Genomic DNA, 22,117 nt, shown 5'->3' on the forward strand with positions numbered 1-22,117 from the left:
GCGCCCATGGCAGATCGGTGCTCGGTTGTACTAAAACCCTAATGTTTCTGCCTGAAGATTTACCGTATTCCAGTCGCTCACAGATACCACCAGGTCATGGTTGCCCGGCAGTTGCAGCGCTACTTTTTTGTTGACCGGCGTATTGGCCGTTTTATTCACGGAAAAGGCTTTCACTTCCACATTTTTCAGGGAGCTGCGGTTACCCAGCCTGAACAGGCTGAGGTCTGGCGCCACGGTAATGTCCGCCTCCGTGGCGGGGCCGCCGCCTACACCGCTGATGGCCAGTGAGCGCACCTGGTTGCCTACCAGTTTGGAGAAGGTAACGGTGAACTCTTTTTCCGCATGCGGCGCAAAACGTACCTGGGAAGCGTCTGCGTTCATCATCAGCGTATCCCGGTGGCCGGGCTGGGTGGGCACGTTTTCCAGCTTAACAGTAGTGCCGTCTGGCATGATGCTGTTGAAGGTGTACGTGCCGCTGCCATTGCCTACAATGTGCCGCGTGTAGCTCCGGTCTACCGGCAGCAGGTAGGCGCCGGGCACCAGGTAGCAGGGGTGGGAGTCCGGCACTTCGCTGTAGATGCTGTTGTTGAAGCGGCCTACGCGCAGGCCGTTCTCATCCAGTATTTCCAGGTCTGCCGGGCTCAGCAGGAAGTCGATAATGAAGCTGGTGAGGCCGAAGGGGCCGGAGAAAGGCAGGTCATGGTCTGCCAGCAGGTAATCTCCGTTGCTCATCTGGCCCAGCGTAATGTTATCGCTGCTGGAGAACTGTATGCTTGTACCGCCGTCAAAATAATCGTAGTGCAGCATGCCGCCGTCCATACGGAACTTGAGGCGGCAGTTGGGATCGTTCTGGTGGTTGCAGTCCCAGCAATAGAGTTCCACCCCGTCAAGGCTGGCCGTAGTGGTAGAGCCGTCTGCGCTCAGTTTGGGGCCGGGGTGGCCTTCCGGGTATACAAAGCGGTAGGGCATGAGGCAGTGGCTGGAGCTGAGGCCGTCCATATAGCCCGCGTCCCATATAGCGCCGGAGGGTATGAAGAACAGGAGGGGCGCCACGTTGCGGTCGCAACCGGTGAGGAACACCTTTTCAATTTCACGGGCCGTTTTTTCCACGCGGGCAATTTCCTGCCGGCTCTGGTCATGGAAGTGGATGAGGCTTTCGCGGCTGAGCAGCTTGCCGTGTATGGCGGTGAGCTGTTTATGAATGCTGGCCTTGGTCACAGAGAACGCATCGTTTTCCCCTTTCCATAATTTGTCTGCCACAAAGCTGGCCATAGACGTGCAGAAGCCGGTGGCCAGGCCGCCGTTGCCGGTGCCTTTGAGGAAGTGCTCGTAGAAGATGTAATAGGCGCCGGTGAGAATGGGGTGCCCGAAGATGGGGTCCAGCAGCTCGTGCCATACCTCGGCGGTGCCGAAGGTGTCTTCAAACGTACCCCAGTCCGGCACGCCGTCTGTAGGGTTCTTGAAAGGCAGGTTGTTAGCGCCGTAGGTGAACGGGATTTCCAGTATACGCGGTTTGGCGGCGGTGCGCGTGTTGCTCACCAGCCCGTCAGGGTTCCTGACGGCCACGGTGACCGTACCGCCGCTGCTGCCGGTACCGCCGGTGCCGGGCATGCGGAACACCACCTGCGTGGCGGTAACGCTGCTGGCGGGTATGGCGGCGCCGTTGATGAGCACGGAAGCGCCGGTGAGGAAGGCCTTGCCGGTGATGGTCACGTCCGCATTAGGCGGCAGGCTGGCGGGCAGTGTGTCCAGCTGCGGTTTTACGCGGATGGGCACGCGGTTGCTCTCCGTACCGTCAGACGCGCGCCTGACGTACACAGACTTCTGGCCGCCCGCAATGTTGAGCGGCACGGTCACGGAAATGCTTTCGTCTGCGTTGATGGTGGGCACCAGGGTGGCCACGCCTTCTATCACCACGCGGTCGTTATTGGCGAACTGCGAGCCGCGCAGGGTTATTTTGTTGCCGGGGAATACCTCGGAGGGGTTGATCTCTGTTACAAAAGGCCGGGTGAGCAGTTCTTCCCAGGCGTCTTCACTGAACTGGAAGAAGCGGTTTTCCGCGTCGCGGCCGGCGAGGGAAGCGTCTGGCCCGGTGCCGCCGGGCTGGCCTTTGGAGCCGTTGTGGCCGTTGCGGCCGTCTTTACAGGTTTCCCCGTTGCCGCTGCGGCCGCCAATGCCGCCGTTGCCGCCTTCTCCGCCGCTGCCTCCGCGGCCGCGCTGGCCGCCTTGGTTCTTGAGGCGGAAGGCGTTGTTGGTAACGGTGGAGGCCAGGGTACCGTCCAGCACGCCAATGGTGATATTGCCACCGGCGCCGCCGTTGCCGCCGCGCCCGCCGTCTCCGCCACGGCCGCCGTTGCCGCCGTCTCCACCGTCTCCCGGGTCGCTAACACAGTGCCAGCCAAATACCCATATCCTTTTACCGCCGGCGCCGTCCGCGCCGTCTCCTCCGCGCCCGCCGCGCTGGCCGGCGCCGCCTTTAATGCCGTCTTCCCCGTTGAGGTCAAGATTGGGAATGTTGGTGAGGTCTTTCACCCACATTTCCAGCGCGGGAGCGTTGCGCCCGCCGGCGCCGGCAATGCCTTCGGAGCCGGGTTGGCCGTTGGCCCCGTCCAGCCCGTCGCGCGAGTCATGTTTGGTATGGATGCCGTTCCAGCCCTGGCCGTTGAGGCCGTCGTCATTCAACCGCGGCGGGGTGGAGCCGCCGGGCCGCCGCCAGGTAATGGTGGCGTTGGCGCCGCAGATCACTTTTTCTGCTATGATGTAGAGCTTTTCCACGTCTGGCTCAATGATCAGCTGCGTGTTGGTGAGGTCCAGCACGCCGGCAATGATCACGGAAGAGCCTACCGGCAGCGTCACCATTTTAATGGGCTTGGGCGGCTGCGTGAGCATGGGCCAGGCTTCCGGTTTGCGGGCGGCTATCTGCTGCAGGAAGGTTTCCTTGTTATTGAGCCGCAGGCCGGTGCCGCTGAGCTGCACTACCTCGCTGAGGCTCACGCCGGGGCGGAAAGCGGCCAGCGTGGGACTGTTGCGGATCACGTCTTTAGGCAGGCGTACGCCCGTGCGGTTCAGGATGGTGAGGTTGTCTAACCGGCCGGAGAGGCCTGTGGCGCCAATGGTATTAACAGGCGTGATGCGCCCCGGCGCAGGCTGTGCCGCTTCGGTGGCGGCTTTGAGCACGGCGCTGCTGTTGCGGTTGGGCAGGTAGCGGGCCAGTTGCTCTTTTTTCTGCGCGGCCGTCAGTTTTTTGAAGCTGCCGGCAATGTTGCCCCAGTTCACGTCTATGATCCTGGTTTTGCGCGGGGCTACCAGCAGCTTGCCCTTGGGAATGGCAGTGGGCACTTTGACCTGCAGGGTAGACAGGTCGCTGATCTTTTCCACGCCGGCCGCGTTCATGATCTCCTTGATGGGCTGCAGGCGGGCGCGGCTTTCGTCAAGACTGGCAATCACGGATACCAGCGCACCCGCCCCGATCTTGTTTTTGATGCTGGTCTCCAGGATCTTGGCATCCCTTACCCGCTTGTTCCAGGCGGTGGCGGTGAAGGCGCCTTCGCGGATGGTGATGTTGCCGATCTTGCCCTTGAACTGGTAGCTTTTGCCGTCCATGCCCGCGCCGGCCCTGAAGCCGAGCTGGCCCACCGGTTCCAGGGCGCCGGTGGTTTTGGAAGTGGCCACTGATTTGTCGTTCACCTCCAGCGTCATTTTGCCCGCCGCATCGCGGGAGAAACGCACGCGGTAAACCTTGCCGGGCGCCAGCGGGGTTTTGGCCGCCAGGCTTTGCCAGCCGGAACCTTTAATGTTCACGCTGCCGGTGAGCAACCCTTTATTGTCAATGAAAAGAGCGGCGGGAGGGGACTGTGACTCCATGATGTTCTGCCGCCCGCCGGTAACGGCTTCGGGAGTGATCACAGCTTCCAGGGTAAAAGCGCCGCTGGTTTCCAGCCCCGGAATACGGCCCATGTTGATGAAGCCTTTCTTGATCAAAAATTCGTCTTCTTTGGTGGAATGGGAGATGCTGCCATTCATGGTGATGGGCGTGCCGAGGGAGGAGCCGTCAAATGCTCCGTTGTTTTCCGCACGCACAAACAGCAGCGTTTTAAGCTGTTCCATAATGTGTGCTTTTTTGGGGTTATGAAATGAGGTATGCGGGATATGGTCGAACATAAAGGTAGGCGTTTTTCAGATACGCGGGGTGCGTACTACTACGCAAGTTTTGCCGCTTTTTTACGGCTGTTTGTTTTATTTTAGCCGGATATTGCTGATTTTAGCTGAAATCTAAATCTGTTTCTGCCATGAGAAAATATGTACTATCCCTTTGCCTGCTGGCAGGGCTTGCCGCCCATGCCCAGGACAATGTAACCTATCAAAGACCGCCCGCCGTACTGGAAGAGCTACTGCTGGCCAAACCCACGCCCTCCGTCAGCGTAGGCAGGGGCGGGGAGTGGATGATACTCACCGAGCGCAATTCTTATGAACCGGTGGAAGAGCTGGCACAGCCGGAGCTGCGCATAGCCGGCCTGCGGCTCAACCCGCGCAACTTCGGGCCCAGCAGGGAGGCCTACGGCGTGGGGCTGCAACTGAAAAACATCCGCACCAAAGAAGTGTTCACCATCAGCGGCCTGCCCGCGGAGCCGCGTATTTCCCGCCTGGGCTGGAGCGGGGATGGTAAACGCGCCGCTTTCCTCCACAGTGAAAATGATCGTATAGACATTTACGTTATAGACATTGCGGCCCACGCCGCGCGCAAGATCAACACCGCGCCGGTAAACGCCTCCATGGGCGCAGCGTATGTCTGGGCAGGCAACGATGCGCTGGTATACAAGACCGTGCCTGCCGGTACCGGCGCATTGCCGGTGCGGCCCGCCGCCCCCAAAGGCCCGGTGGTACAGGAAAGCAAAGGCAGGGCCGCCGCTTCCCGCACGTACCAGGACCTTATCAAAAGCCCGTACGATGAAACGCTCTTCGCCTATATCACCACCTCACAGCTGGTGCTGAACAACCTGCAATCGGAAAAGGCAATCGGCGCCCCGGCCATTTATGCCAGCATGTCCGTTTCGCCAGATAAACAATACCTGCTGCTGCGCCGTATAGAAAAACCGTTCTCTTACCTGGTGCCCGCTTACGGCTTCCCTTCCACCACGCTGGTAACAGACCTGGAAGGCGCGGAAAAGAAAGTGCTGGCCAAAACGCCCTCTTCCGAAGGCGCCCCCATCGGGTTTGACGACGTGATGGACGTGCCCCGCGGTTTTAACTGGAAAGATGATGAAGCCCATACCATTACCTATATCAAGGCGCTGGACGGCGGCCTGGGCCGCAAAAAAGCCCCCTTCCGGGATGGATTGTACGCCGTAGATGCCGCCGCCGGCGGGGAGCCGAAAGAGCTGTTCCGTACACAGCGCCGTTTCAGGCGCGTAATATGGGGCAGCACCCCGGAATTGGCGCTGGTATATGAATCCATGTTCGCGGACCGGCGGGAACGTATCAGCACCTTCAACGGGGTAACCGGCCGGCTGGATTCCCTTTTTGAAAAAAGCAGCAACGACGCCTACAGCGATATCGGCACGCCCTTCACCACCTACAACCAGTATGACGAGCGCGTATTGTTCGTGCAGAAGAACGGGGAACTGCTGCTCAATGCGGACGGCGCGTCCCCGGAGGGAGACATGCCCCTGGTGCAAAGCTATAACCTGAAAACCCGCAAGGCTACCGTACTCTGGCGTTGCCAGGCGCCTTATTACGAGCGGGTGATAGATGCGCCAGACCCTTCAAAGCTCATCATGCTCACCCTGCGGGAAAGCGCTACGGACGTGCCCAACTACTACATCCGCGACCTGCGCAAGCGCTCCGCCATCGGCACGCCCATTACGGACTTTACCAATCCCTACAAGGCCATGGAAGGCGTGAGCAAACAAAAGATATCCTACAAAAGGGCAGACGGCATAGCCCTCACCGGCAACCTCTACCTGCCCAAGGGCTACGATCCTGAAAAAGACGGCCCGCTGCCGGTGTTCATCTGGGCGTACCCGCGCGAGTACAAATCCGCCGCAGACGCCGCCCAGGTGCGTGGCTCCAGGTATACGTTCACCCGTGTTGGCTACGGCGGCCCGCTGTTCTGGGTCACCCAGGGCTACGCCATCCTTGACAATGCGGAAATGCCCATTGTAGGCGAAGGCAATAAAGAACCAAACGATAATTTCATTCCCCAGCTATATCTCAACGCGCATGCCGCCATACAGGCACTGGCAAAAATGGGCGTGGGAGACAGCACCCGCGTAGCCGTTGGCGGCCATAGTTACGGCGCGTTCATGACCGCTAACCTCCTCGCACATACGAAGTTGTTCAGGGCCGGCATTGCCCGGAGCGGTGCCTATAACCGCACGCTTACACCCTTCGGCTTCCAGGCGGAGGAGCGCACTTACTGGCAGGCGCCGGAAGTGTACTACAACATGAGCCCCTTCAGCTTCGCAGACAAGATCAAAACACCGCTGCTGCTGATTCACGGGGAAATGGACAACAATTCCGGTACCTTCCCCATCCAGAGCGAAAGGCTGTACAACGCCATCAAGGGCCACGGCGGTACCGTGCGTTTTGTGCAGCTGCCGTTTGAAAGCCATGGTTATACCGCCAGAGAAAACCTGCTGCACATGCTGTGGGAGCAAACGCAATGGCTGAATACCTATGTGAGAGACGCCAAGTAAGGCTTGCTGTACCGAAAATTATCAAGATAAAGGGCTGGCCGGTTTGAACGGCCGGCCCTTGTTATTGATGCCGGCGGCGGTTTATTTATTTGCACCGCTTGCCAATGCCTGCTCCCGGCAGTTCTTTCCGCCTTTCTCATGCGGATTCTTGTTTCTTTGCTCCGCTTATCACTGCCTTTGCCCGGTTAACACCTATCCTCCCGCTGTTAACAATTTTTCCTCCGGCGTGGCGAATGGTTCCTGTCAAAACATCGTCCAACCATTCAGAATAACCATCGTAATATGCGGCATGCACTGATTTTTACTTTTTTATTGCTGACCTGCGCACATGGGTTGTTTGCGCAGGAACTGGTACTGAAAGGTGTGTTGAGAGATAAAGGGGATAGTACCGTTCTGAGAAATGCAACCGTAAGGCTAAGCTCCCCGGAAGATGCCGCATTCAGGAAACAGGCTATCACCAATGCCTCCGGCGCTTTTGAACTCACAGGCCTTTCCCGGAAACCTTACATTCTCACCATCAGCTTTGTAGGCTACGGGGAACTGACCCGCGCCATTATGCTGCAGGCGGAAACGCAGGACCTGGGCACTATCTATATGCCCAAATCTTCCCGCGAGCTGAAGGAAGTAGTGATCAAAGGCCAGGTGCCGCCCTCCCAGCAAAAAGGAGATACCCTGCAGTACAATGCGGACGCCTATAAGGTAAACCCGGACGCCAGCGGGGAAGACCTGGTGAAAAAGATGCCCGGCATTACCGTAGAGAACGGTACCGTAAAGGCTGGCGGCGAAGATGTAAAGAAAATTACGGTAGACGGCAAAGAGTTTTTCGGGGACGATGCTACGCTGGCCCTGCGCAACCTGCCTGCCGAAGTGATCTCCAAAATAGAGGTGTTTGACAGGATGAGCGACCAGGCGCGGTTCACCGGCTTTGACGACGGGAACTCCGTAAAGGCCATTAACATTGTGACCCGCGCGGAGATGCGGCAGGGGCAGTTTGGCAGGGTATACGCCGGTTATGGTACAGACGGGCGTTATTCCGCCGGTGGTAACGTGAACCTTTTCAAAGACGATAAACGTATTTCCATTATAGGCCTGGCCAATAACGTGAACCAGCAGAACTTTTCCAGCCAGGACCTGCTGGGCGTGCAGAACGCAGGCGGCGGAGGCCGCGGCGGCGGGCGTGGGGGCAGAGGTGGCGGCCGTGGCGGCGGCGGTTTTGGAGGCGGTGGCAGCAACTTTATGGTGGGCCAGCAGAACGGCCTCAATACCACCAATTCCTTCGGTACCAACTTTAACGATAACTGGGGTAAAAAAGTGACCTTCAGCGGCAGTTATTTCTTCAATAACGCTACCCAGCGCAATTCAGAAATATCCCGTGTGCAAACCGCCATAGATTCCATTACCCAGCGGATAGAGAACGATACGGCCACCAGCGGCAGCACCAACTACAACCACCGCATCAATGCGCGCGTGGAGTATAACATTGATTCCAGCAATACCATCATATTTACGCCCAGCATCAGCTTCCAGAAGAACAGCGGGTTCTCCAACTCCTTTGGCAACACGCTCACCAACGAAGACCTGATGAGCACCAACGCGGCCAACAGCGACAGGGTCAATTCCGGCTACAACCTGAACGGCAACCTGCTGTACCGCCATGCTTTTGCCAAACGCGGGCGCACCATCAGCGTGGGCCTGGGCCTGAGCACTAATGACCGTACGGGAGAAACCTTTACCAACAGTGACCTCAACTACATTGTAGGGAAAGGCATAGATGACTCCCTGCGCCAGCGCGTAAGGCCCCTTTCCAACGGCCAGTCTTTCAACGTGAACGTGTCTTACACAGAGCCCGTAGGCAAGTCAGGCCAGCTACAGGTGAGCTACAACCCCTCCTGGTCAAAGAACAGCTCAGACCGCAAGGCGTATGAGTACGACTATGACGGGAAAGACTATACTGTACTTGACCCTTCACAGTCCAACCTCTTCAGCAACAAATACAACACGCAGGCTGCAGGGCTTACTTACCGCCTGGGCAACCGTGACAAGATGCTGTCTGTAGGCGTTAACTACCAGTACGCGGAAATGGAGACGAAGAGAGAGTACCCCACCGTGTTTGCCGGTAAGCAGAGCTTCCAGAACATATTGCCGAATGCCATGCTGATGTACAAGCTGTCTGACTACAGCCGTCTCCGCATCTTCTACCGGTCATCCACCAATCAGCCGTCTATAGACCAGCTGCAGGATGTATACATCTATTCCGGCCTTACCAACGTGCGGATCGGTAACCCCAACCTGCGGCAGCAGTTCGGGCATATGGTGGCCGGCCGGTACAACTACACCAATACGGCCAACGGGAATAATTTCTTTGCCAACCTGTTCGTACAGACCAACCAGGACTATATTGCCAACGGCATTTATACCAGCGCGCGAGACTCCCTGCTGACAGCTACGGACACGCTGAAGGCAGGCGGCCGCCTGACCAAGGCCATGAACATGGACGGGTATTTCAGCGCACGGTCTTTCTTCACTTACGGGGTGCCGCTGAAGTTCATCAAGTCCAATTTCAACATGAACGCGGGGCTGGGTTATGTGCGTACCCCCGGCGTGTCCAACTACGTAGAAGGGTTTTCCCACAACTACAATTACAGCCTGGGCGCGGTGGTCAGCAGCAACATCAGCGAATATGTTGACTTTACCGTGTCTTACAACGCCAACTTCAATGTACTCAAGAATACCATAGACCCCCGTAACAACGCCAATTACTCTACCCACAATGCGGCCGCCAGCGTAAACCTGCTGAGCAAGAACGGCTGGGTGGTGCAGAACGAGGTGAACCATACCTTTACCAAAGGCCTGGGTGATGGTTTTGACCAGCGCTTCTGGCTCTGGAATGCCGCCGTAGGCAAGAAGTTCCTCAAAAACCAGCGCGGAGAGCTGCGGCTGTCTGTATTTGACCTGCTGAAACAGAACCGTAGCGTAAGCCGTACCATGAACGGCCTGGAGATCATTGACGAGCAAAACCAGGTGCTCACCCAGTATTTTATGCTTACATTTACTTACCGGTTAAGGAACTTTGGCAAGCTCAAGATGCCGGAACGCGAGGAGCGGGGCAATTTCCGTGAGCGGTTTGACCGGGGCGGCAACCGTGGAGACGGCCCTCCCGGCTCGATGCAGCGCAACAGATCGTTTTAACATCCATTACACCGAGCGCAATTGACGGACATCATAGCACAATTAAAGCAGGGGAACGAGGCCGCCTTCAAGGATCTGGTGGCCCGTTGGCAGGGCATGGTCTATAACACTGCCCTCGGTATCCTGCAAAATGCCGCCGATGCCGAAGATGTAGCGCAGGAAGTGTTCATGCAGGTGTTTGAATCTGTGGCCAGCTTCAAGGGGGAATCACAGATCTCCACCTGGCTCTACCGCATTACGGTAACCAAGTGCCTGGACCATCTGCGGAAAAAAACGCGTAAAAAGCGCTGGGGCAAGGTGTACAGCCTGTTTGGCCAGCAAAACGAGCTGCTCATAGACCCGCCGGATTTTCACCATCCCGGCGTACAGCTGGCAGACAAGGAACGGGCCGCCCTGCTGTTCAAAGCCATCGGCCGCCTGCCCGAGAGCCAGAAAGTGGCCTTTGTGCTGCAAAAGCTGGAAGGCCTCAGCAGCCGGCAGATAGGGGAGGCCATGGATGCCAGCGTGTCTGCCGTGGAGGGGCTGCTGCACCGGGCCAAGCAGAACCTGCGGGAGCAACTGGAAGATTATTACAGAAATGAAGATTAAGTGCAAGTTTTCAGCATAATTATCGTCTAACTTAAATACAGCGAATATGAAGCAGAGACGAGACATACAACAGGAAACGGAACAGGCCATGCGCAGCCTTGACGGGGTGCAGCGTGCGGAACCGGCGCCTTATTTCTACACCCGGCTCATGGCGCGCATGCAGCGGGCCAGGCCCGCGGATGCCTGGGAACGTCTTATTGCGCTGATCACCAGGCCCTCCGTTGCCATTACGGCCGTGGTGCTGATACTGGCCGCCAACAGTTTCATGTTTGTATCACAAATGCGGCATTCTTCAGAACTGGTGGAGATCACCGCCCTGCAGCAGGCCTTTGCCGATGAGTACCAGCTCGGCATCACTACTTTTTACGAATATGATAAAACAGAACCATAATGAAGGAAGCGTTTGCCAGGAATAAGGTACTGAGTTTGCTGGTGCTGGTACTGTTACTCACCAATATTCTGCTGCTGGTATTTTTTGTATGGAAGAAGCCGGAGCCACCCCACCCCGGTGGCGGCACTGCCAGAAGCGGCAGGGGAGAAACAACGCAAATACTGGAAAAGGAAGTAGGCTTTGACGCGCAGCAGATGGAGCAGTACAGGAAACTGAAAGAGCAGCATTGGGATAGAATGAAGCCGTATTTCGGGGAGCTGCGCACTGCCCGGAACAATTTTTACAAGCTGCTGAACGAGGCCAGCGTGCCCGATTCAGTGATCAACAGCGCCGCGGACTCCATTGCCGCCAAACAGAAACAGATGGACCTGCAAACGTTCCGGCACTTTCAGCAGGTGAAAGCCATCGGTACGCCTGAGCAGCAGGCCAAATTTGACACGCTGGTGCAGCAGGTGATCAAACGCATGGGCGGAGGCCCGCGCAGAAGCCAGCCTAAAGAAGATAGTACCCGTCAGGGATCATGAGCATCTATTATATATAAATTTCCTTAACAGCACCCTCAAATAACGAAAACATGAAAAAGCTCCTATTATTGCTGGCTTTCGGGCTGGCCGTGACTTTCAGTGCCCAGGCCCAGCAGGGTGGCGGCCAGCGCCGCAGCGTGGAAGAACGCGTAAAAATGACGGTAGACCGCATGAAGGAAACCCTGCAGATCAATCAGGACCAGGCTACCAAGCTGGAAGCCGTGTTCACCAAGTCTTTCAAAGACATGGAGAAAGCCCGCGAAGATGCCAGAAGCTCCGGCAACCGCATGGACCGTGAGGCGTTCACGAAGTTTTCCAAGGAAAGAGATGAAAAGGTAAAATCCATTCTTACGGAAGAGCAGTACAAAAAGTACGAAGCCGCCGAAAAAGAAAGGCGCCAGCGCATGGGCAACCGTGGCGGCGGCGGGAACAACTAAGTCCCGCAAGGAAAGTAATGGGCCGTATCATACCGCAAAATAACCCGGAAGAATGCACGCGGTATGGTGCGGCTTTTTTATGCCATGTAAAGAAATCCGTATTATTGTATACGGTATGCTGCAATTCCTCAAAGACCACTGGCAATCAATCGGCATTATTCTCCTCTACGGCCTTACGGCGCTGGTAGCCGTAAAAGCCCTTATGGAAACCCGCACCACCGGCAAAACCCTGGCCTACCTGCTGCTGCTTTTTTTCATTCCCGGCCTGGGCGTGGTGATCTACCTCCTGATTGGCGTGAACCGCCGCATCAACCGCATTTACAGCCGCAAATGGATGAGCAACGTACGCCTCAGCGAGCGGCTGAAAGATTACCTCCGCAAAGAGAACCGCGCCACCCTGCTGGAACATTCCGCGCTGGTAGACAATAAGGGCGGTATTGCCCGCCTGCTTTTCCGGGATACGCTGTCTCCCATCACGGCAGACAATGAAACAGCGCTGCTCATTAACGGCGAAGAAAAATTTCCCGCCCTGCTCGCCGCCCTGCGCGGCGCGCGGCATCACATCCACCTGGAATATTACATTTTTGAAGAAGACATTATTGGCCGCGAGGTGATGGACATCCTGATGCAAAAAGCCAGGGAAGGCGTGGAAGTGCGTTTTATTTATGACGATTTTGGCAGCAGTGACATTAACCGCCGCTTCCTCCGGGAAATGAGGGCCGCCGGCGTGGAAGTATACCCCTTCTACAAGATCAGGCTGCTGGCCAACCGCCTCAATTACCGCAACCACCGCAAAATAGTGGTGATAGACGGGCATACCGGCTTTATAGGCGGCATCAATATCGCGGACCGGTACATCAACGATCCCCAATACCGCCAGGCGCACCCGCACTGGCCTTTCTGGAGAGATACCCACCTCCGTATCAAAGGCCAGGGCGTGCATACGCTGCAGTTCCTGTTCATGGGAGACTGGAACTTTTGCGCGGAAGCGGACCTGCCCATTACGCAGGATTTTTTCCCGGACATAGAGACCAAAGGAGATGACCTGGTACAGATAGCCGCCAGCGGCCCTGATTCAGAGCGGTCTTCCATTATGCTTTCATTCCTGGCCGCCATCAACCAGGCGGAGCGTTCCGTATACATCACCACCCCGTATTTTATTCCCAACGATTCTATTTACAACGCCCTGCAGCAGGCCGCGCTTTCCGGCGTAGACGTACGCCTGCTGGTGCCGGGAGAAAGTGACAGCCGCCTGGTGAACAAGGCCGCGGAATCTTTTTATGAAGACCTGCTGGCCTGCGGTGTGCGCATTTTCCGGTACAACAAGGGTTTTGTACACGCCAAAACCATGGTGGTAGACGATAACCTGTCTGTAGTAGGCACCGCCAACATGGACATCCGCAGCTTTGACTTTAACTTTGAAGTAAATGCCTTTGTATACAGCCGGGAAATCAACTGGCAGCTCTCGGAAGCCTTTCTGCAAGACGCCCTTTACAGCAACGAGCTGATGCTGGACACCTGGCGGGCCCGCGGCCGCTTCTCCAGGCTGGGGGAGGCGGTGGTGCGGTTGATATCGCCGTTGTTGTAGTGGAAAAGCAAAAAATCTCTCCCGGAGAAAAAAATAAATCGATGGATTTCGATATTTCAAAAAACTCCCTATATTTGCATCATGGACGCAGCGATGATTGAGAAAGCGGCGAACGCACTGGCTGACAAAAACCGGATGGCTATACTCATGAAGATAGCACGGCAGGAGTGTATCTGCTGCGGCGAGATCAAGGACCTGACCTGTCTTTCGCAACCTACTGTGTCACATCACATCAAGATACTGGTAGACAGCGGGGTGCTCATCAGCACCAAGGAGGGCCGGAACGTAACATTGACCATCAACAAGGAAATGATGAAACACCTTTCCATGTTCTTTTTACAGCTCAGCTGATTTTTTTTGCACTAATACATTGAAGTTTTTAAATAAATCGATATTAATTAACACACACTTTTATGAGCACCTTACAGAATAAAGTGGCCGTCATTACCGGCGGCAACAGTGGAATAGGTTACGCTACGGCGGAAGAGTTCATAGCCAGGGGGGCAAAGGTGGTGATCACGGGGCGCAACCGCACTGCTGTTGAAGCGGCTGCCGCCACGCTGGGCAGCGGTACTTTGGGTATTACCGCCAACCAGGCCAGCCTCACCGATGCCGCACAGCTCACTGCACAGGTAAAAGCCGCCTATGGCAAGGTTGACGTGCTGTTCGTCAACGCCGGCATAGGAGCGTTTCTGCCCGTAGAGCAGGTTACGGAAGAACAATTTGACGAAACCATGAACATAAATTTCAAGGGCGCCTTTTTTACCGTACAAAAATTTCTGCCCTTGCTGAACGATGGCGCTTCCATCGTACTGTTATCTTCCGTGAATGCCTTTACAGGCATGCCGGGGTCTTCAGTATATTCTGCCAGTAAAGCCGCACTGAACTCCCTTGGCCGAACGTTAAGTCGTGAACTGGCCTCCCGCAACATCCGTGTAAACGTGGTGAACCCGGGCCCCATTGTAACACCCATACTGGCCAAAGCCGGTATGGACGATGACAGCATAGCAGCGTTCCGTAAGAAGTTTGCAGAAAGGATACCGCTTAACCGCCCCGGGCAATCGGCAGAAGTAGCTAAACTGGTGGCCTTCCTGGCCTCCTCTGACGCTTCTTTCATTACCGGCGCAGAATACAATATTGATGGTGGGCTCACCATTCATGAACTGGTAGGATAAAATTTGGAAGACTGCATAGTTTCATAGTCCCGTTGTATTGACCCTGATGCGTTTTTAAAACAGATTGACACTAGCGAACAAGGCCGGGCAGTTTCGCACTGGTCCCGGCTTTTTCTTTACATTCGAAGCATTAAAACCATGTGATATGACCAAAGAACCGGAAAGCCTTTACATTATCCGTTTTAATGACTGCGACCCGTTCAGCCACCTGAACAATGCTGCATATATCAACTATTTTATGAATGCCCGTGAAGACCACCTGGTGGATGCTTACGGCATTCAGCTGAAAGACTACGCGGCCAAGGGGTTTGGCTGGGTAGTGACCCAGCACCAGGTAGCCTATCTGAAACCGGCGCTGGTAGCAGAGCGGGTGTATATCTTTTCCCGCGTGCTGGATTTTACGGACAGCCAGATAAGGGTAGAAATGTGGATGACGGACGAAGAAAAGAAAAAAGTGAAATCCCTGCTCTGGTCTACTTTCACCCATATAGACCTGAAAACCGGCCGCCGCGCCGTACACGATGCGGGCATGATGGAACTGCTGACCCAGATTGCCGCGGACCAGCTGCCGGCAGATACCTTTGAGCAACGGATGGCCGCTATGCGGCAGCCGGCCTGAGGTATCTTTTGTTAACACCCTTTTAAAAATATTGAACCGAATAAGTAAACAGTTGTAGGAAAACAGCCGCCGGGGTAATCATGCCCCGGCTTTTTTCAAAATTTTATTTGGCCCGCTCAATTATTTTAATACCTTTGTCGCGGAGTTAACCAAATGGTTAAACAAATAAGTTAAAGATGCAGACCTTAAACACCACCGAACAACAGATCATAGAAGCAGCCAGGAAAATATTCATGCACAAGGGCCTTGCCGGCGCCAGGATGCAGGATATTGCGGACGAGGCGGGTATCAACAAGGCCATGCTGCATTATTACTACCGCAGCAAGGAAAAACTGTTCGAAATAGTGTTCTGGGAGGCCATAGACCAGCTACTGGTAAGGGTGAACGCCGTACTCGCGGAAAAAATGCCCGTGGAGGAAAAAATAGGGGCGGCCGTGAGCCACTACATCATCACCCTGAGTGATAATCCGTACCTGCCCCTGTTTGTATTGAACGAAATACAGCAGAACCCTGACCGTATCATCCAGCGTTTTGTACATGCACCGCTTTTTCCCAACGTGCAGGTGTTCATGCAGGAAATAGCCGCCGCCATGGAACAGGGCATCTTCAGAAAAGTGAACCCGCCCCAGCTGATGGTCAGCATTATTTCCATGTGTATATTCCCGTTTGTTGCCAAACCATTGCTGCAAGCGGCTTTTACAGTGAATGACGTACAGTTCGGCATGATGATGGAAGAGCGGAAGAAGTTCGTAACGGATTTTGTGATGCACGCATTGCAGCCCTGATTTTTTTGCAATGGAATTAACCAAATAGTTAAATAAAAGAGTTAATTATGAAATGCTTTCCCCTGTTGCTGTTGGGGCTGCTGGCCACCGGCTGGCTACATGCTCAGGAGCAGCGCCTCACACTGGATTCCGCCTGGCATTACGCGCGGGAATATTATCCCATGCTGAAACAGAAGCAGGTGGTAGACGAGGTAACGGCCCTGCAGCTGCGCAACATCAAAACCGGCTACCTGCCGCAGGTGGAGCTGGGCGGCAAGGCCACCTACCAGTCCGATGTAGTGAGCATCCCCATCAAGCTGCCCAACGTCAGCATCCCCACCATTCCCAAAGATCAGTATAACGTGGAGCTGCAGGTGAAGCAGACCATCTGGGACGGCGGCGCCACGGCAGGGCAGCGGGAGCTGCAGCTGGCGCAGCAGAAAGCAGAGCAGCAAAAGGTGGAAGTGGAAATGCACAAGCTGCGCCAGCAGGTAATGCAGGTCTATTTCAACGCCCTGCTATGGGAAGAGAACCTGGCGGCCCGGCAGCAAATGCATGCGGAAGTGAAGCAGCGGAAGGAGCGCCTGCAGGCCGGAGTAGACAATGGCACGGCGCTGGCCAGCCAGGTAGACATCCTGAAAGCAGAGCTGCTGAGAACGGAGCAGCAGGTGTACGAGGCCCAAACGGGTAAGCACGCCGCCGTTCAAACCCTGGCCTTGCTCACGGGCAGGGATATACGGGACAATGTACAACTGGAACTGCCTGCCGCGCAGCCGCAGCAGGGCGGTGAGCTGCAACGCCCCGAGCTGCAGCTGTACCGCTACCAGGCGGATGTATTGCAGCAGCAGGGCCATCTTACCGGCACGCGCAGCATGCCCCGGCTGAGCGCCTTTGCAACAGGAGGCTACGGCCGGCCGGGCCTCAATATGCTGGACAACAAGTTCGATTTCTACTACATCGGCGGCCTGCGCCTCAACTGGACGCTCTGGAACTGGCATTACAACCGCACGGAAAAAGCTATTCTCCAGCAGCAGGAGCGCACCGTGGCCGCGCAATCCGAGACCTTTTCCCTGCAAACCCGTTCTCAACTCCTGCAACAGTCTGCCGAGATCAGCAACCTGGCGGCCGCGCTGGAAAAAGACAAGGAAATTGTTTCCCTGCGCAAAAGCGTGCGCACCGTGTCTGCCGCCCAACTGGACAACGGGGTGATGACGGTACATGACTACCTCACAGACCTGCACGCGGAAACGCAGGCGGTGATAGCGGAGAAAACGCACCACGTACAATGGGTGTACGCCACATTGAATTATCAGGTTATTAAAGGCAATTAAAACATACACTGATGAAAACAACGGTAACGGCTATATCACTATTAACGCTCCTGGCCGCTTGCGGCGGCAGCAACAACGGCGCGGATGCCTACGGCAACTTTGAGTCTACGGAAGTGATCGTATCTGCCGAGGCCACCGGCCACCTGCTCACCTTCAACGTGGAAGAGGGCATGCAACTGGCCGCCAACGCCCTGGTGGGCGGCATAGACTCCGTGCAGCTTAACTTGCGCAAGGCCCAGCTGGGCGCCAATATCAAGGCGGTGCTGAGTAAAAAGCCGGAAGTGAACCCCCAACTGGAAGTGATCCGGCAGCAGATAGCCACCCAGCAAAAGGAAAGGCGGCGCATCCAGGACCTGCTGAAGGCCAACGCGGCCACACCCAAGCAATTGGACGATATCAATGCGGCCATTGCCGTGCTGGAAAAACAATATGCTTCCACCGCCTCCACGCTGCATACCCAGGTAAGCGGCATCACCAGCGAAACCCGGCCGCTTCAGCTGCAGGTAGAGCAGGTGAACGAGCAACTGGCGCAAAGCCGTGTTATCAACCCGGTGGCGGGTACCGTGCTTACCAAATATGTAGAAAATGGAGAGGTCGTGAATTATGGCAAGCCGCTGTATAAAATTGCGGACCTCAACACCATGTATCTCCGCGCTTATGTAAGCGGCAGCCAGCTGCCGAGCCTGAAGACCGGCCAGCAGGTAACGGTGCAGACAGACATGCCGGACGGCAGCCTCAAAAACTGGCCCGGTACCGTAAGCTGGATAGCCGCTGAAGCGGAATTTACGCCCAAGACCATCCAGACGCGGGAAGAAAGGGTGCAGTTGGTATATGCCGTAAAAGTACGCGTACAAAACGACGGCAGCCTCAAAATAGGCATGCCCGGCGAATTAAGGATCACGCAATAATCCCGTTATGCAACCCATCGTAATAGAGAACGTACACAAGCGTTTCGGGGATGTAAAGGCCCTCCACGATATTTCCTTTTCGGTAGAACAAGGGGAGCTGTTCGGCCTCATCGGGCCAGACGGGGCGGGGAAATCCACCCTGTTCCGCATACTGGCCACGCTGCTGCTGGCAGACCAGGGCAGCGCCTTCGTGAACGGCCTGCATGTGGTGAAAGATTACAAGGCCATCCGGCGGCAGGTGGGCTATATGCCGGGGCGCTTCTCGCTCTACCAGGACCTTACCATTGAAGAGAACCTGAACTTCTTTGCCACCATTTTCAAGACCAGCGTGGAAGAGAACTATGATCTTATCAAGGATATTTACGAGCAGATAGCGCCGTTCAAGGGCCGTCCCGCCGGCAAGCTCTCCGGCGGCATGAAGCAGAAGCTGGCCCTGTGCTGCGCCCTGGTACACAAACCCGCCGTGCTGTTCCTGGACGAGCCTACCACCGGCGTAGACCCCGTATCCCGCAAGGAGTTCTGGGAAATGCTGCAGCGCCTCCGGCAGAAAGGCATCCCCATCCTAGTATCCACGCCTTACATGGACGAGGCCATGCTGTGTGACCGTGTGGCGCTCATCCAGAAAGGGGAGATCATGCAGATCAACACGCCCGGCAACATTGTAAAAAGCTACGGTAAAAAGATATGGGCCATGCGGGCGGACAATATGTTCCGTCTCATCCGGGACCTGCGGGCTTTTGAAGGAACAGACAGCTGTTTCGCCTTTGGGGAATACCTGCATGTAACACTACATGTACCGGTAGAAAAGGTGCAGGCCTACCTGACCCCGCTGCAGCATGGCAACCTGGTGATCAAACCCGCACAGCCCGGCATTGAAGATGCTTTTATGCAACTGATGCAGGAACAAAATGAAACGGTATGAGCAAAGCCATCATCACCCGCAACCTCACCAAACGCTTCGGCGACTTTATAGCCACCAACGCCATCACTTTTGACGTGGAGCAGGGGGAAATATTCGGTTTCCTCGGGGCCAACGGCGCCGGCAAAACCACCGCCATGCGCATGCTCTGCGGGTTGCTGAAACCTTCTTCAGGAGAGGCTACCGTAGCCGGTTTCAACATCTTCACCCAAACAGAGCAGGTAAAGCGGCGCATCGGTTATATGAGCCAGAAGTTCTCGCTCTACGAAGACCTGACGGTGAAAGAGAACATCCGCTTCTACGGCGGTATTTACGGCCTCAGCCATCAGCAGATCAAAAGCAAAACGGAAGAGCTGCTGGGCAAGCTGCAACTGCAGCAGGAAGCGGGGCAGCTGGTCAGTTCCCTGCCGCTGGGCTGGAAGCAAAAGCTGTCTTTCTCCATTGCCGTGCTGCACAACCCGTCTATTGTATTCCTGGACGAGCCTACCGGCGGGGTAGACCCCATCACCCGGCGCCAGTTCTGGGACCTCATTTACGAGGCGGCAGACCGCGGCGTCACCATTTTTGTGACCACCCACTATATGGACGAGGCGGAATATTGCAACCGCATTTCTATTATGGTAGATGGGAAGATCAAGGCGCTTGACACGCCGGCCAAACTGAAGGAGCAATACCAGGCGGCATCCATGAACGATGTGTTCCTACAACTGGCAAGGGCCAAACCGGGAGAAAACAATTCATCATCTTAACCGATCATCATGCGCGAGTTCCTCGTTTTTGTCAGAAAGGAATGTTATCATATTTTCCGTGACAGGCGTACCCTGCTCATCCTCTTCGGCATGCCGGTGGTGCTCATTGTGCTGTTCGGTTTTGCCATTACCAACGAAGTGCGCAATGTAAAAATTGCGGTGCTTGACCAGGCAAAGGATACTTACAGCCGCCAACTGACAGACCGCATCACCGCCTCGGGGTATTTTACGGTAGACCGTTACCTCGCCTCAGAAAAAGATATTGAGCCGGTGTTCAGGGAAGGAGAGGTGAAAGTGGTGGTGGTACTGCCGCCCAACTTCGGCCATGAATTTTATCACGGCCGCAAAGCCCCGCTGCAGCTGCTCACAGATGCATCAGACCCCAACACCGGTACTACGCTGGTCAATTACGCCAACGCCATCATTCTCCAATACCAGCAGGAAATGACGGGCAAGGTTACGTTGCCGCTCACCATTCAAACAGCGTCCCGCATGATCTACAATCCTTCCCTGAAAAGCGTGTTCCTGTTCGTTCCCGGCGTAATGACACTGATACTGATGCTGGTCAGCGCCATGATGACATCTATTACCATCACCCGGGAAAAAGAGCTGGGCACCATGGAAATACTGCTGGTATCTCCCCTGAAACCCCTTACCATCATAGCCGGCAAGGTAATACCCTATATTGCCCTGTCTTTCATTATTGCGCTCACCATACTGGCCATGGGTTTCTGGATATTCGGCATGCCCGTAAAAGGCAGCCTGCTGCTGTTGCTGCTGGAGTGTTTGCTGTTTTGCCTGGCCGCGCTTTCCCTGGGCATATTGATATCGAGCCTCACCAATTCCCAGCAAACGGCCATGATGATTTCCATGATGGGCCTGCTGCTGCCTACCATCTTGCTGTCCGGCTTTGTGTTCCCGCTGGAAAGTATGCCGAAGCCGCTGCAGGTGTTTGCCAATATTGTACCGGCCAAATGGTTCATTATTATTCTGAAAGATATCATGCTCAAGGGCGCCGGCCTGCGCCAGGTATGGCAGCCCACGCTCATCCTGGGCGGTATGACGCTGTTTTTCCTGGTGCTGAGCGTTCGCAAATTTAAAACCCGTTTAAGCTGATGCGTACCATCTTCTTCATATTGCAAAAAGAGTTTCTGCAGGTGTTCCGCAACCGCTCCATGCTGCCCATCATTTTTGTGGTGCCGGTGGTGCAGCTGCTGGTGCTGGCCTTTGCGGCCAATTACGAGATCAGGAACCTGTCTGTAGACGTGGTGGACCATGACGGCTCTACCTGGAGCCGCCAACTGCGTGACAAGCTGCTGTCTTCCGGTTACTTTACCCTGCACCGCCAGTCTTACAGCCAGCAGGAAGCGTTTGAAGACCTGGAGGCCAACCGGGCAGATCTCATCCTCACTATTCCCCCGCATTTTGAGCGGGACCTGGTGCGGGAAAACGAGGCCACGGTACAACTGCTCGTAAACGCCATCAACGGCAGCAAGGCAGGCCTGGCCTATGGTTACGCCGCCAACATCATTGGCCGGTTCAACCGGCAGGTACGTATGGACTGGCTGGCGCTGGATGAAGATGACGGCCCGGAGCATATAGATATTACTTACCGCTACTGGTACAACCCTACGCTCAATTACAAGTTCTTTATGGTGCCGGGCATATTGGTGGTGCTGGTAACCCTTATTGGCGCGTTCCTGTCAGGGATGAACATTGTGAAAGAAAAGGAAATAGGCACCATTGAGCAGCTGAACGTAACTCCCATCCGCAAGCATCATTTTATTATCGGCAAGCTGCTGCCGTTCTGGATCATAGCGCTGTTTGAACTGGCCTTTGGCCTCGCTGTGGGCAAGCTGGTGTTCAGCCTGCCGTTTGAGGGCAACATTGCCTGGGTGTTCCTGTTTGCGGCGGTGTACCTGCTGGTGATGCTGGGGCTGGGCCTGTTGATTTCCACCTTTACGGAAACGCAGCAGCAGAGCATGTTCATCACCTGGTTCTTCCTGATCATTTTTATACTGATGAGCGGGCTGTTCACGCCCATAGAAAGCATGCCCGCATGGGCGCAGCAGCTTACGCTTGTTAACCCCGTAGCGTATTTTGTAAAGGTGATCCGTATGGTGATGCAGAAGGGGAGCGGCTGGGCGGACATACAGCATTATTTCGGCATCATGCTCCTGATGGCCGCAGCTGTCAACAGTGTGGCCATCTGGAACTACCGTAAAACGGTTTAGTAAACA

The 22,117-nt window shown here is 55.5% G+C and carries 18 protein-coding genes; 17 read left to right on the forward strand and 1 reads right to left on the reverse strand.

The window, feature by feature from the left end; genetic code table 11:
- Window positions 1-30: 30 nt before the first annotated feature.
- Window positions 31-4,107 carry a choice-of-anchor Z repeating domain-containing protein gene (locus tag D3A97_RS25255; protein ID WP_119079423.1) on the reverse strand — a complete coding sequence of 1,359 codons (4,077 nt, stop codon included), beginning with the start codon at window positions 4,105-4,107 and terminating at the stop codon, window positions 31-33.
- Between the two features lie 182 nt (window positions 4,108-4,289).
- Between D3A97_RS25255 and D3A97_RS15775 the strand changes: the two genes are divergently transcribed.
- The 17 genes from D3A97_RS15775 (at window position 4,290) to D3A97_RS15855 (ending at window position 22,111) form a co-directional block, all read left to right on the forward strand.
- A complete protein-coding gene (locus tag D3A97_RS15775; protein ID WP_119079424.1) occupies window positions 4,290-6,695 on the forward strand; it encodes a S9 family peptidase in 2,406 nt (801 codons plus the stop codon).
- A 282-nt stretch (window positions 6,696-6,977) separates the two neighbouring features.
- Window positions 6,978-9,884, forward strand: a complete 2,907-nt coding sequence (locus D3A97_RS15780) for an outer membrane beta-barrel protein (RefSeq protein WP_119079425.1) — start codon at window positions 6,978-6,980, stop codon at window positions 9,882-9,884.
- Window positions 9,885-9,905: 21 nt separating this feature from the next.
- Window positions 9,906-10,472, forward strand: coding sequence for an RNA polymerase sigma factor (locus D3A97_RS15785; protein WP_119079426.1), 567 nt, complete (start codon window positions 9,906-9,908; stop codon window positions 10,470-10,472).
- Window positions 10,473-10,518: 46 nt separating this feature from the next.
- A complete protein-coding gene (locus D3A97_RS15790; protein ID WP_119079427.1) occupies window positions 10,519-10,863 on the forward strand; it encodes a hypothetical protein in 345 nt (114 codons plus the stop codon).
- A complete protein-coding gene (locus D3A97_RS15795; protein ID WP_119079428.1) occupies window positions 10,863-11,387 on the forward strand; it encodes a Spy/CpxP family protein refolding chaperone in 525 nt (174 codons plus the stop codon). Before D3A97_RS15790 ends, D3A97_RS15795 begins: the two co-directional genes overlap by 1 nt.
- Before the next feature lie 50 nt (window positions 11,388-11,437).
- Window positions 11,438-11,824, forward strand: coding sequence for a DUF4890 domain-containing protein (locus tag D3A97_RS15800; RefSeq protein WP_119079429.1), 387 nt, complete (start codon window positions 11,438-11,440; stop codon window positions 11,822-11,824).
- A gap of 115 nt (window positions 11,825-11,939) precedes the next feature.
- Window positions 11,940-13,412 (forward strand): cardiolipin synthase, encoded by a 1,473-nt coding sequence (gene cls / locus D3A97_RS15805; RefSeq protein WP_119079599.1) that lies wholly within the window; start codon window positions 11,940-11,942, stop codon window positions 13,410-13,412.
- A gap of 81 nt (window positions 13,413-13,493) precedes the next feature.
- Window positions 13,494-13,763, forward strand: coding sequence for an ArsR/SmtB family transcription factor (locus tag D3A97_RS15810; RefSeq protein WP_119079430.1), 270 nt, complete (start codon window positions 13,494-13,496; stop codon window positions 13,761-13,763).
- 62 nt (window positions 13,764-13,825) lie between these two features.
- The gene (locus D3A97_RS15815) at window positions 13,826-14,587 is read left to right on the forward strand and encodes a glucose 1-dehydrogenase (RefSeq protein ID WP_119079431.1); all 762 of its coding nucleotides are present in this window, start codon (window positions 13,826-13,828) and stop codon (window positions 14,585-14,587) included.
- A 145-nt stretch (window positions 14,588-14,732) separates the two neighbouring features.
- On the forward strand, window positions 14,733-15,206 hold the full coding sequence (locus D3A97_RS15820) for an acyl-CoA thioesterase (protein WP_119079432.1): 474 nt from the start codon (window positions 14,733-14,735) through the stop codon (window positions 15,204-15,206).
- Window positions 15,207-15,382: 176 nt separating this feature from the next.
- Window positions 15,383-15,991 carry a TetR/AcrR family transcriptional regulator gene (locus tag D3A97_RS15825; protein WP_119079433.1) on the forward strand — a complete coding sequence of 203 codons (609 nt, stop codon included), beginning with the start codon at window positions 15,383-15,385 and terminating at the stop codon, window positions 15,989-15,991.
- 47 nt (window positions 15,992-16,038) lie between these two features.
- The gene (locus tag D3A97_RS15830) at window positions 16,039-17,301 is read left to right on the forward strand and encodes a TolC family protein (protein WP_119079434.1); all 1,263 of its coding nucleotides are present in this window, start codon (window positions 16,039-16,041) and stop codon (window positions 17,299-17,301) included.
- An 11-nt stretch (window positions 17,302-17,312) separates the two neighbouring features.
- Window positions 17,313-18,209, forward strand: a complete 897-nt coding sequence (locus D3A97_RS15835; protein ID WP_119079435.1) for an HlyD family secretion protein — start codon at window positions 17,313-17,315, stop codon at window positions 18,207-18,209.
- A 7-nt stretch (window positions 18,210-18,216) separates the two neighbouring features.
- Window positions 18,217-19,131, forward strand: coding sequence for an ABC transporter ATP-binding protein (locus D3A97_RS15840; protein WP_119079436.1), 915 nt, complete (start codon window positions 18,217-18,219; stop codon window positions 19,129-19,131).
- Complete coding sequence (locus tag D3A97_RS15845; RefSeq protein ID WP_119079437.1) at window positions 19,128-19,877, forward strand: ABC transporter ATP-binding protein; 750 nt, start codon at window positions 19,128-19,130, stop codon at window positions 19,875-19,877. The genes D3A97_RS15840 and D3A97_RS15845 overlap by 4 nt, the downstream gene beginning before the upstream one ends.
- A gap of 9 nt (window positions 19,878-19,886) precedes the next feature.
- Window positions 19,887-20,993, forward strand: coding sequence for an ABC transporter permease (locus D3A97_RS15850; RefSeq protein WP_119079438.1), 1,107 nt, complete (start codon window positions 19,887-19,889; stop codon window positions 20,991-20,993).
- Window positions 20,993-22,111: an ABC transporter permease gene (locus tag D3A97_RS15855; protein ID WP_119079439.1), complete on the forward strand. Its 1,119-nt coding sequence runs from the start codon at window positions 20,993-20,995 to the stop codon at window positions 22,109-22,111. The genes D3A97_RS15850 and D3A97_RS15855 overlap by 1 nt, the downstream gene beginning before the upstream one ends.
- Window positions 22,112-22,117 lie beyond the last annotated feature (6 nt).

Origin of the sequence: Chitinophaga alhagiae, from assembly GCF_003568665.1 — a bacterium.
GTDB classification, from domain to species: Bacteria; Bacteroidota; Bacteroidia; order Chitinophagales; family Chitinophagaceae; genus Chitinophaga; species Chitinophaga alhagiae.

What these genes read in the sequence shown, in the direction of transcription:
- D3A97_RS25255 (WP_119079423.1), bottom strand. Translation starts at nt 4,107, where the DNA reads ATGGAACAGCTTAAAACGCTGCTGTTTGTGCGTGCGGAAAACAACGGA.
- D3A97_RS15775 (WP_119079424.1), top strand. Translation starts at nt 4,290, where the DNA reads ATGAGAAAATATGTACTATCCCTTTGCCTGCTGGCAGGGCTTGCCGCC.
- D3A97_RS15780 (WP_119079425.1), top strand. Translation starts at nt 6,978, where the DNA reads ATGCGGCATGCACTGATTTTTACTTTTTTATTGCTGACCTGCGCACAT.
- D3A97_RS15790 (WP_119079427.1), top strand. Translation starts at nt 10,519, where the DNA reads ATGAAGCAGAGACGAGACATACAACAGGAAACGGAACAGGCCATGCGC.
- D3A97_RS15795 (WP_119079428.1), top strand. Translation starts at nt 10,863, where the DNA reads ATGAAGGAAGCGTTTGCCAGGAATAAGGTACTGAGTTTGCTGGTGCTG.
- D3A97_RS15800 (WP_119079429.1), top strand. Translation starts at nt 11,438, where the DNA reads ATGAAAAAGCTCCTATTATTGCTGGCTTTCGGGCTGGCCGTGACTTTC.
- cls (WP_119079599.1), top strand. Translation starts at nt 11,940, where the DNA reads ATGCTGCAATTCCTCAAAGACCACTGGCAATCAATCGGCATTATTCTC.
- D3A97_RS15810 (WP_119079430.1), top strand. Translation starts at nt 13,494, where the DNA reads ATGGACGCAGCGATGATTGAGAAAGCGGCGAACGCACTGGCTGACAAA.
- D3A97_RS15815 (WP_119079431.1), top strand. Translation starts at nt 13,826, where the DNA reads ATGAGCACCTTACAGAATAAAGTGGCCGTCATTACCGGCGGCAACAGT.
- D3A97_RS15820 (WP_119079432.1), top strand. Translation starts at nt 14,733, where the DNA reads ATGACCAAAGAACCGGAAAGCCTTTACATTATCCGTTTTAATGACTGC.
- D3A97_RS15825 (WP_119079433.1), top strand. Translation starts at nt 15,383, where the DNA reads ATGCAGACCTTAAACACCACCGAACAACAGATCATAGAAGCAGCCAGG.
- D3A97_RS15830 (WP_119079434.1), top strand. Translation starts at nt 16,039, where the DNA reads ATGAAATGCTTTCCCCTGTTGCTGTTGGGGCTGCTGGCCACCGGCTGG.
- D3A97_RS15835 (WP_119079435.1), top strand. Translation starts at nt 17,313, where the DNA reads ATGAAAACAACGGTAACGGCTATATCACTATTAACGCTCCTGGCCGCT.
- D3A97_RS15840 (WP_119079436.1), top strand. Translation starts at nt 18,217, where the DNA reads ATGCAACCCATCGTAATAGAGAACGTACACAAGCGTTTCGGGGATGTA.
- D3A97_RS15845 (WP_119079437.1), top strand. Translation starts at nt 19,128, where the DNA reads ATGAGCAAAGCCATCATCACCCGCAACCTCACCAAACGCTTCGGCGAC.
- D3A97_RS15850 (WP_119079438.1), top strand. Translation starts at nt 19,887, where the DNA reads ATGCGCGAGTTCCTCGTTTTTGTCAGAAAGGAATGTTATCATATTTTC.
- D3A97_RS15855 (WP_119079439.1), top strand. Translation starts at nt 20,993, where the DNA reads ATGCGTACCATCTTCTTCATATTGCAAAAAGAGTTTCTGCAGGTGTTC.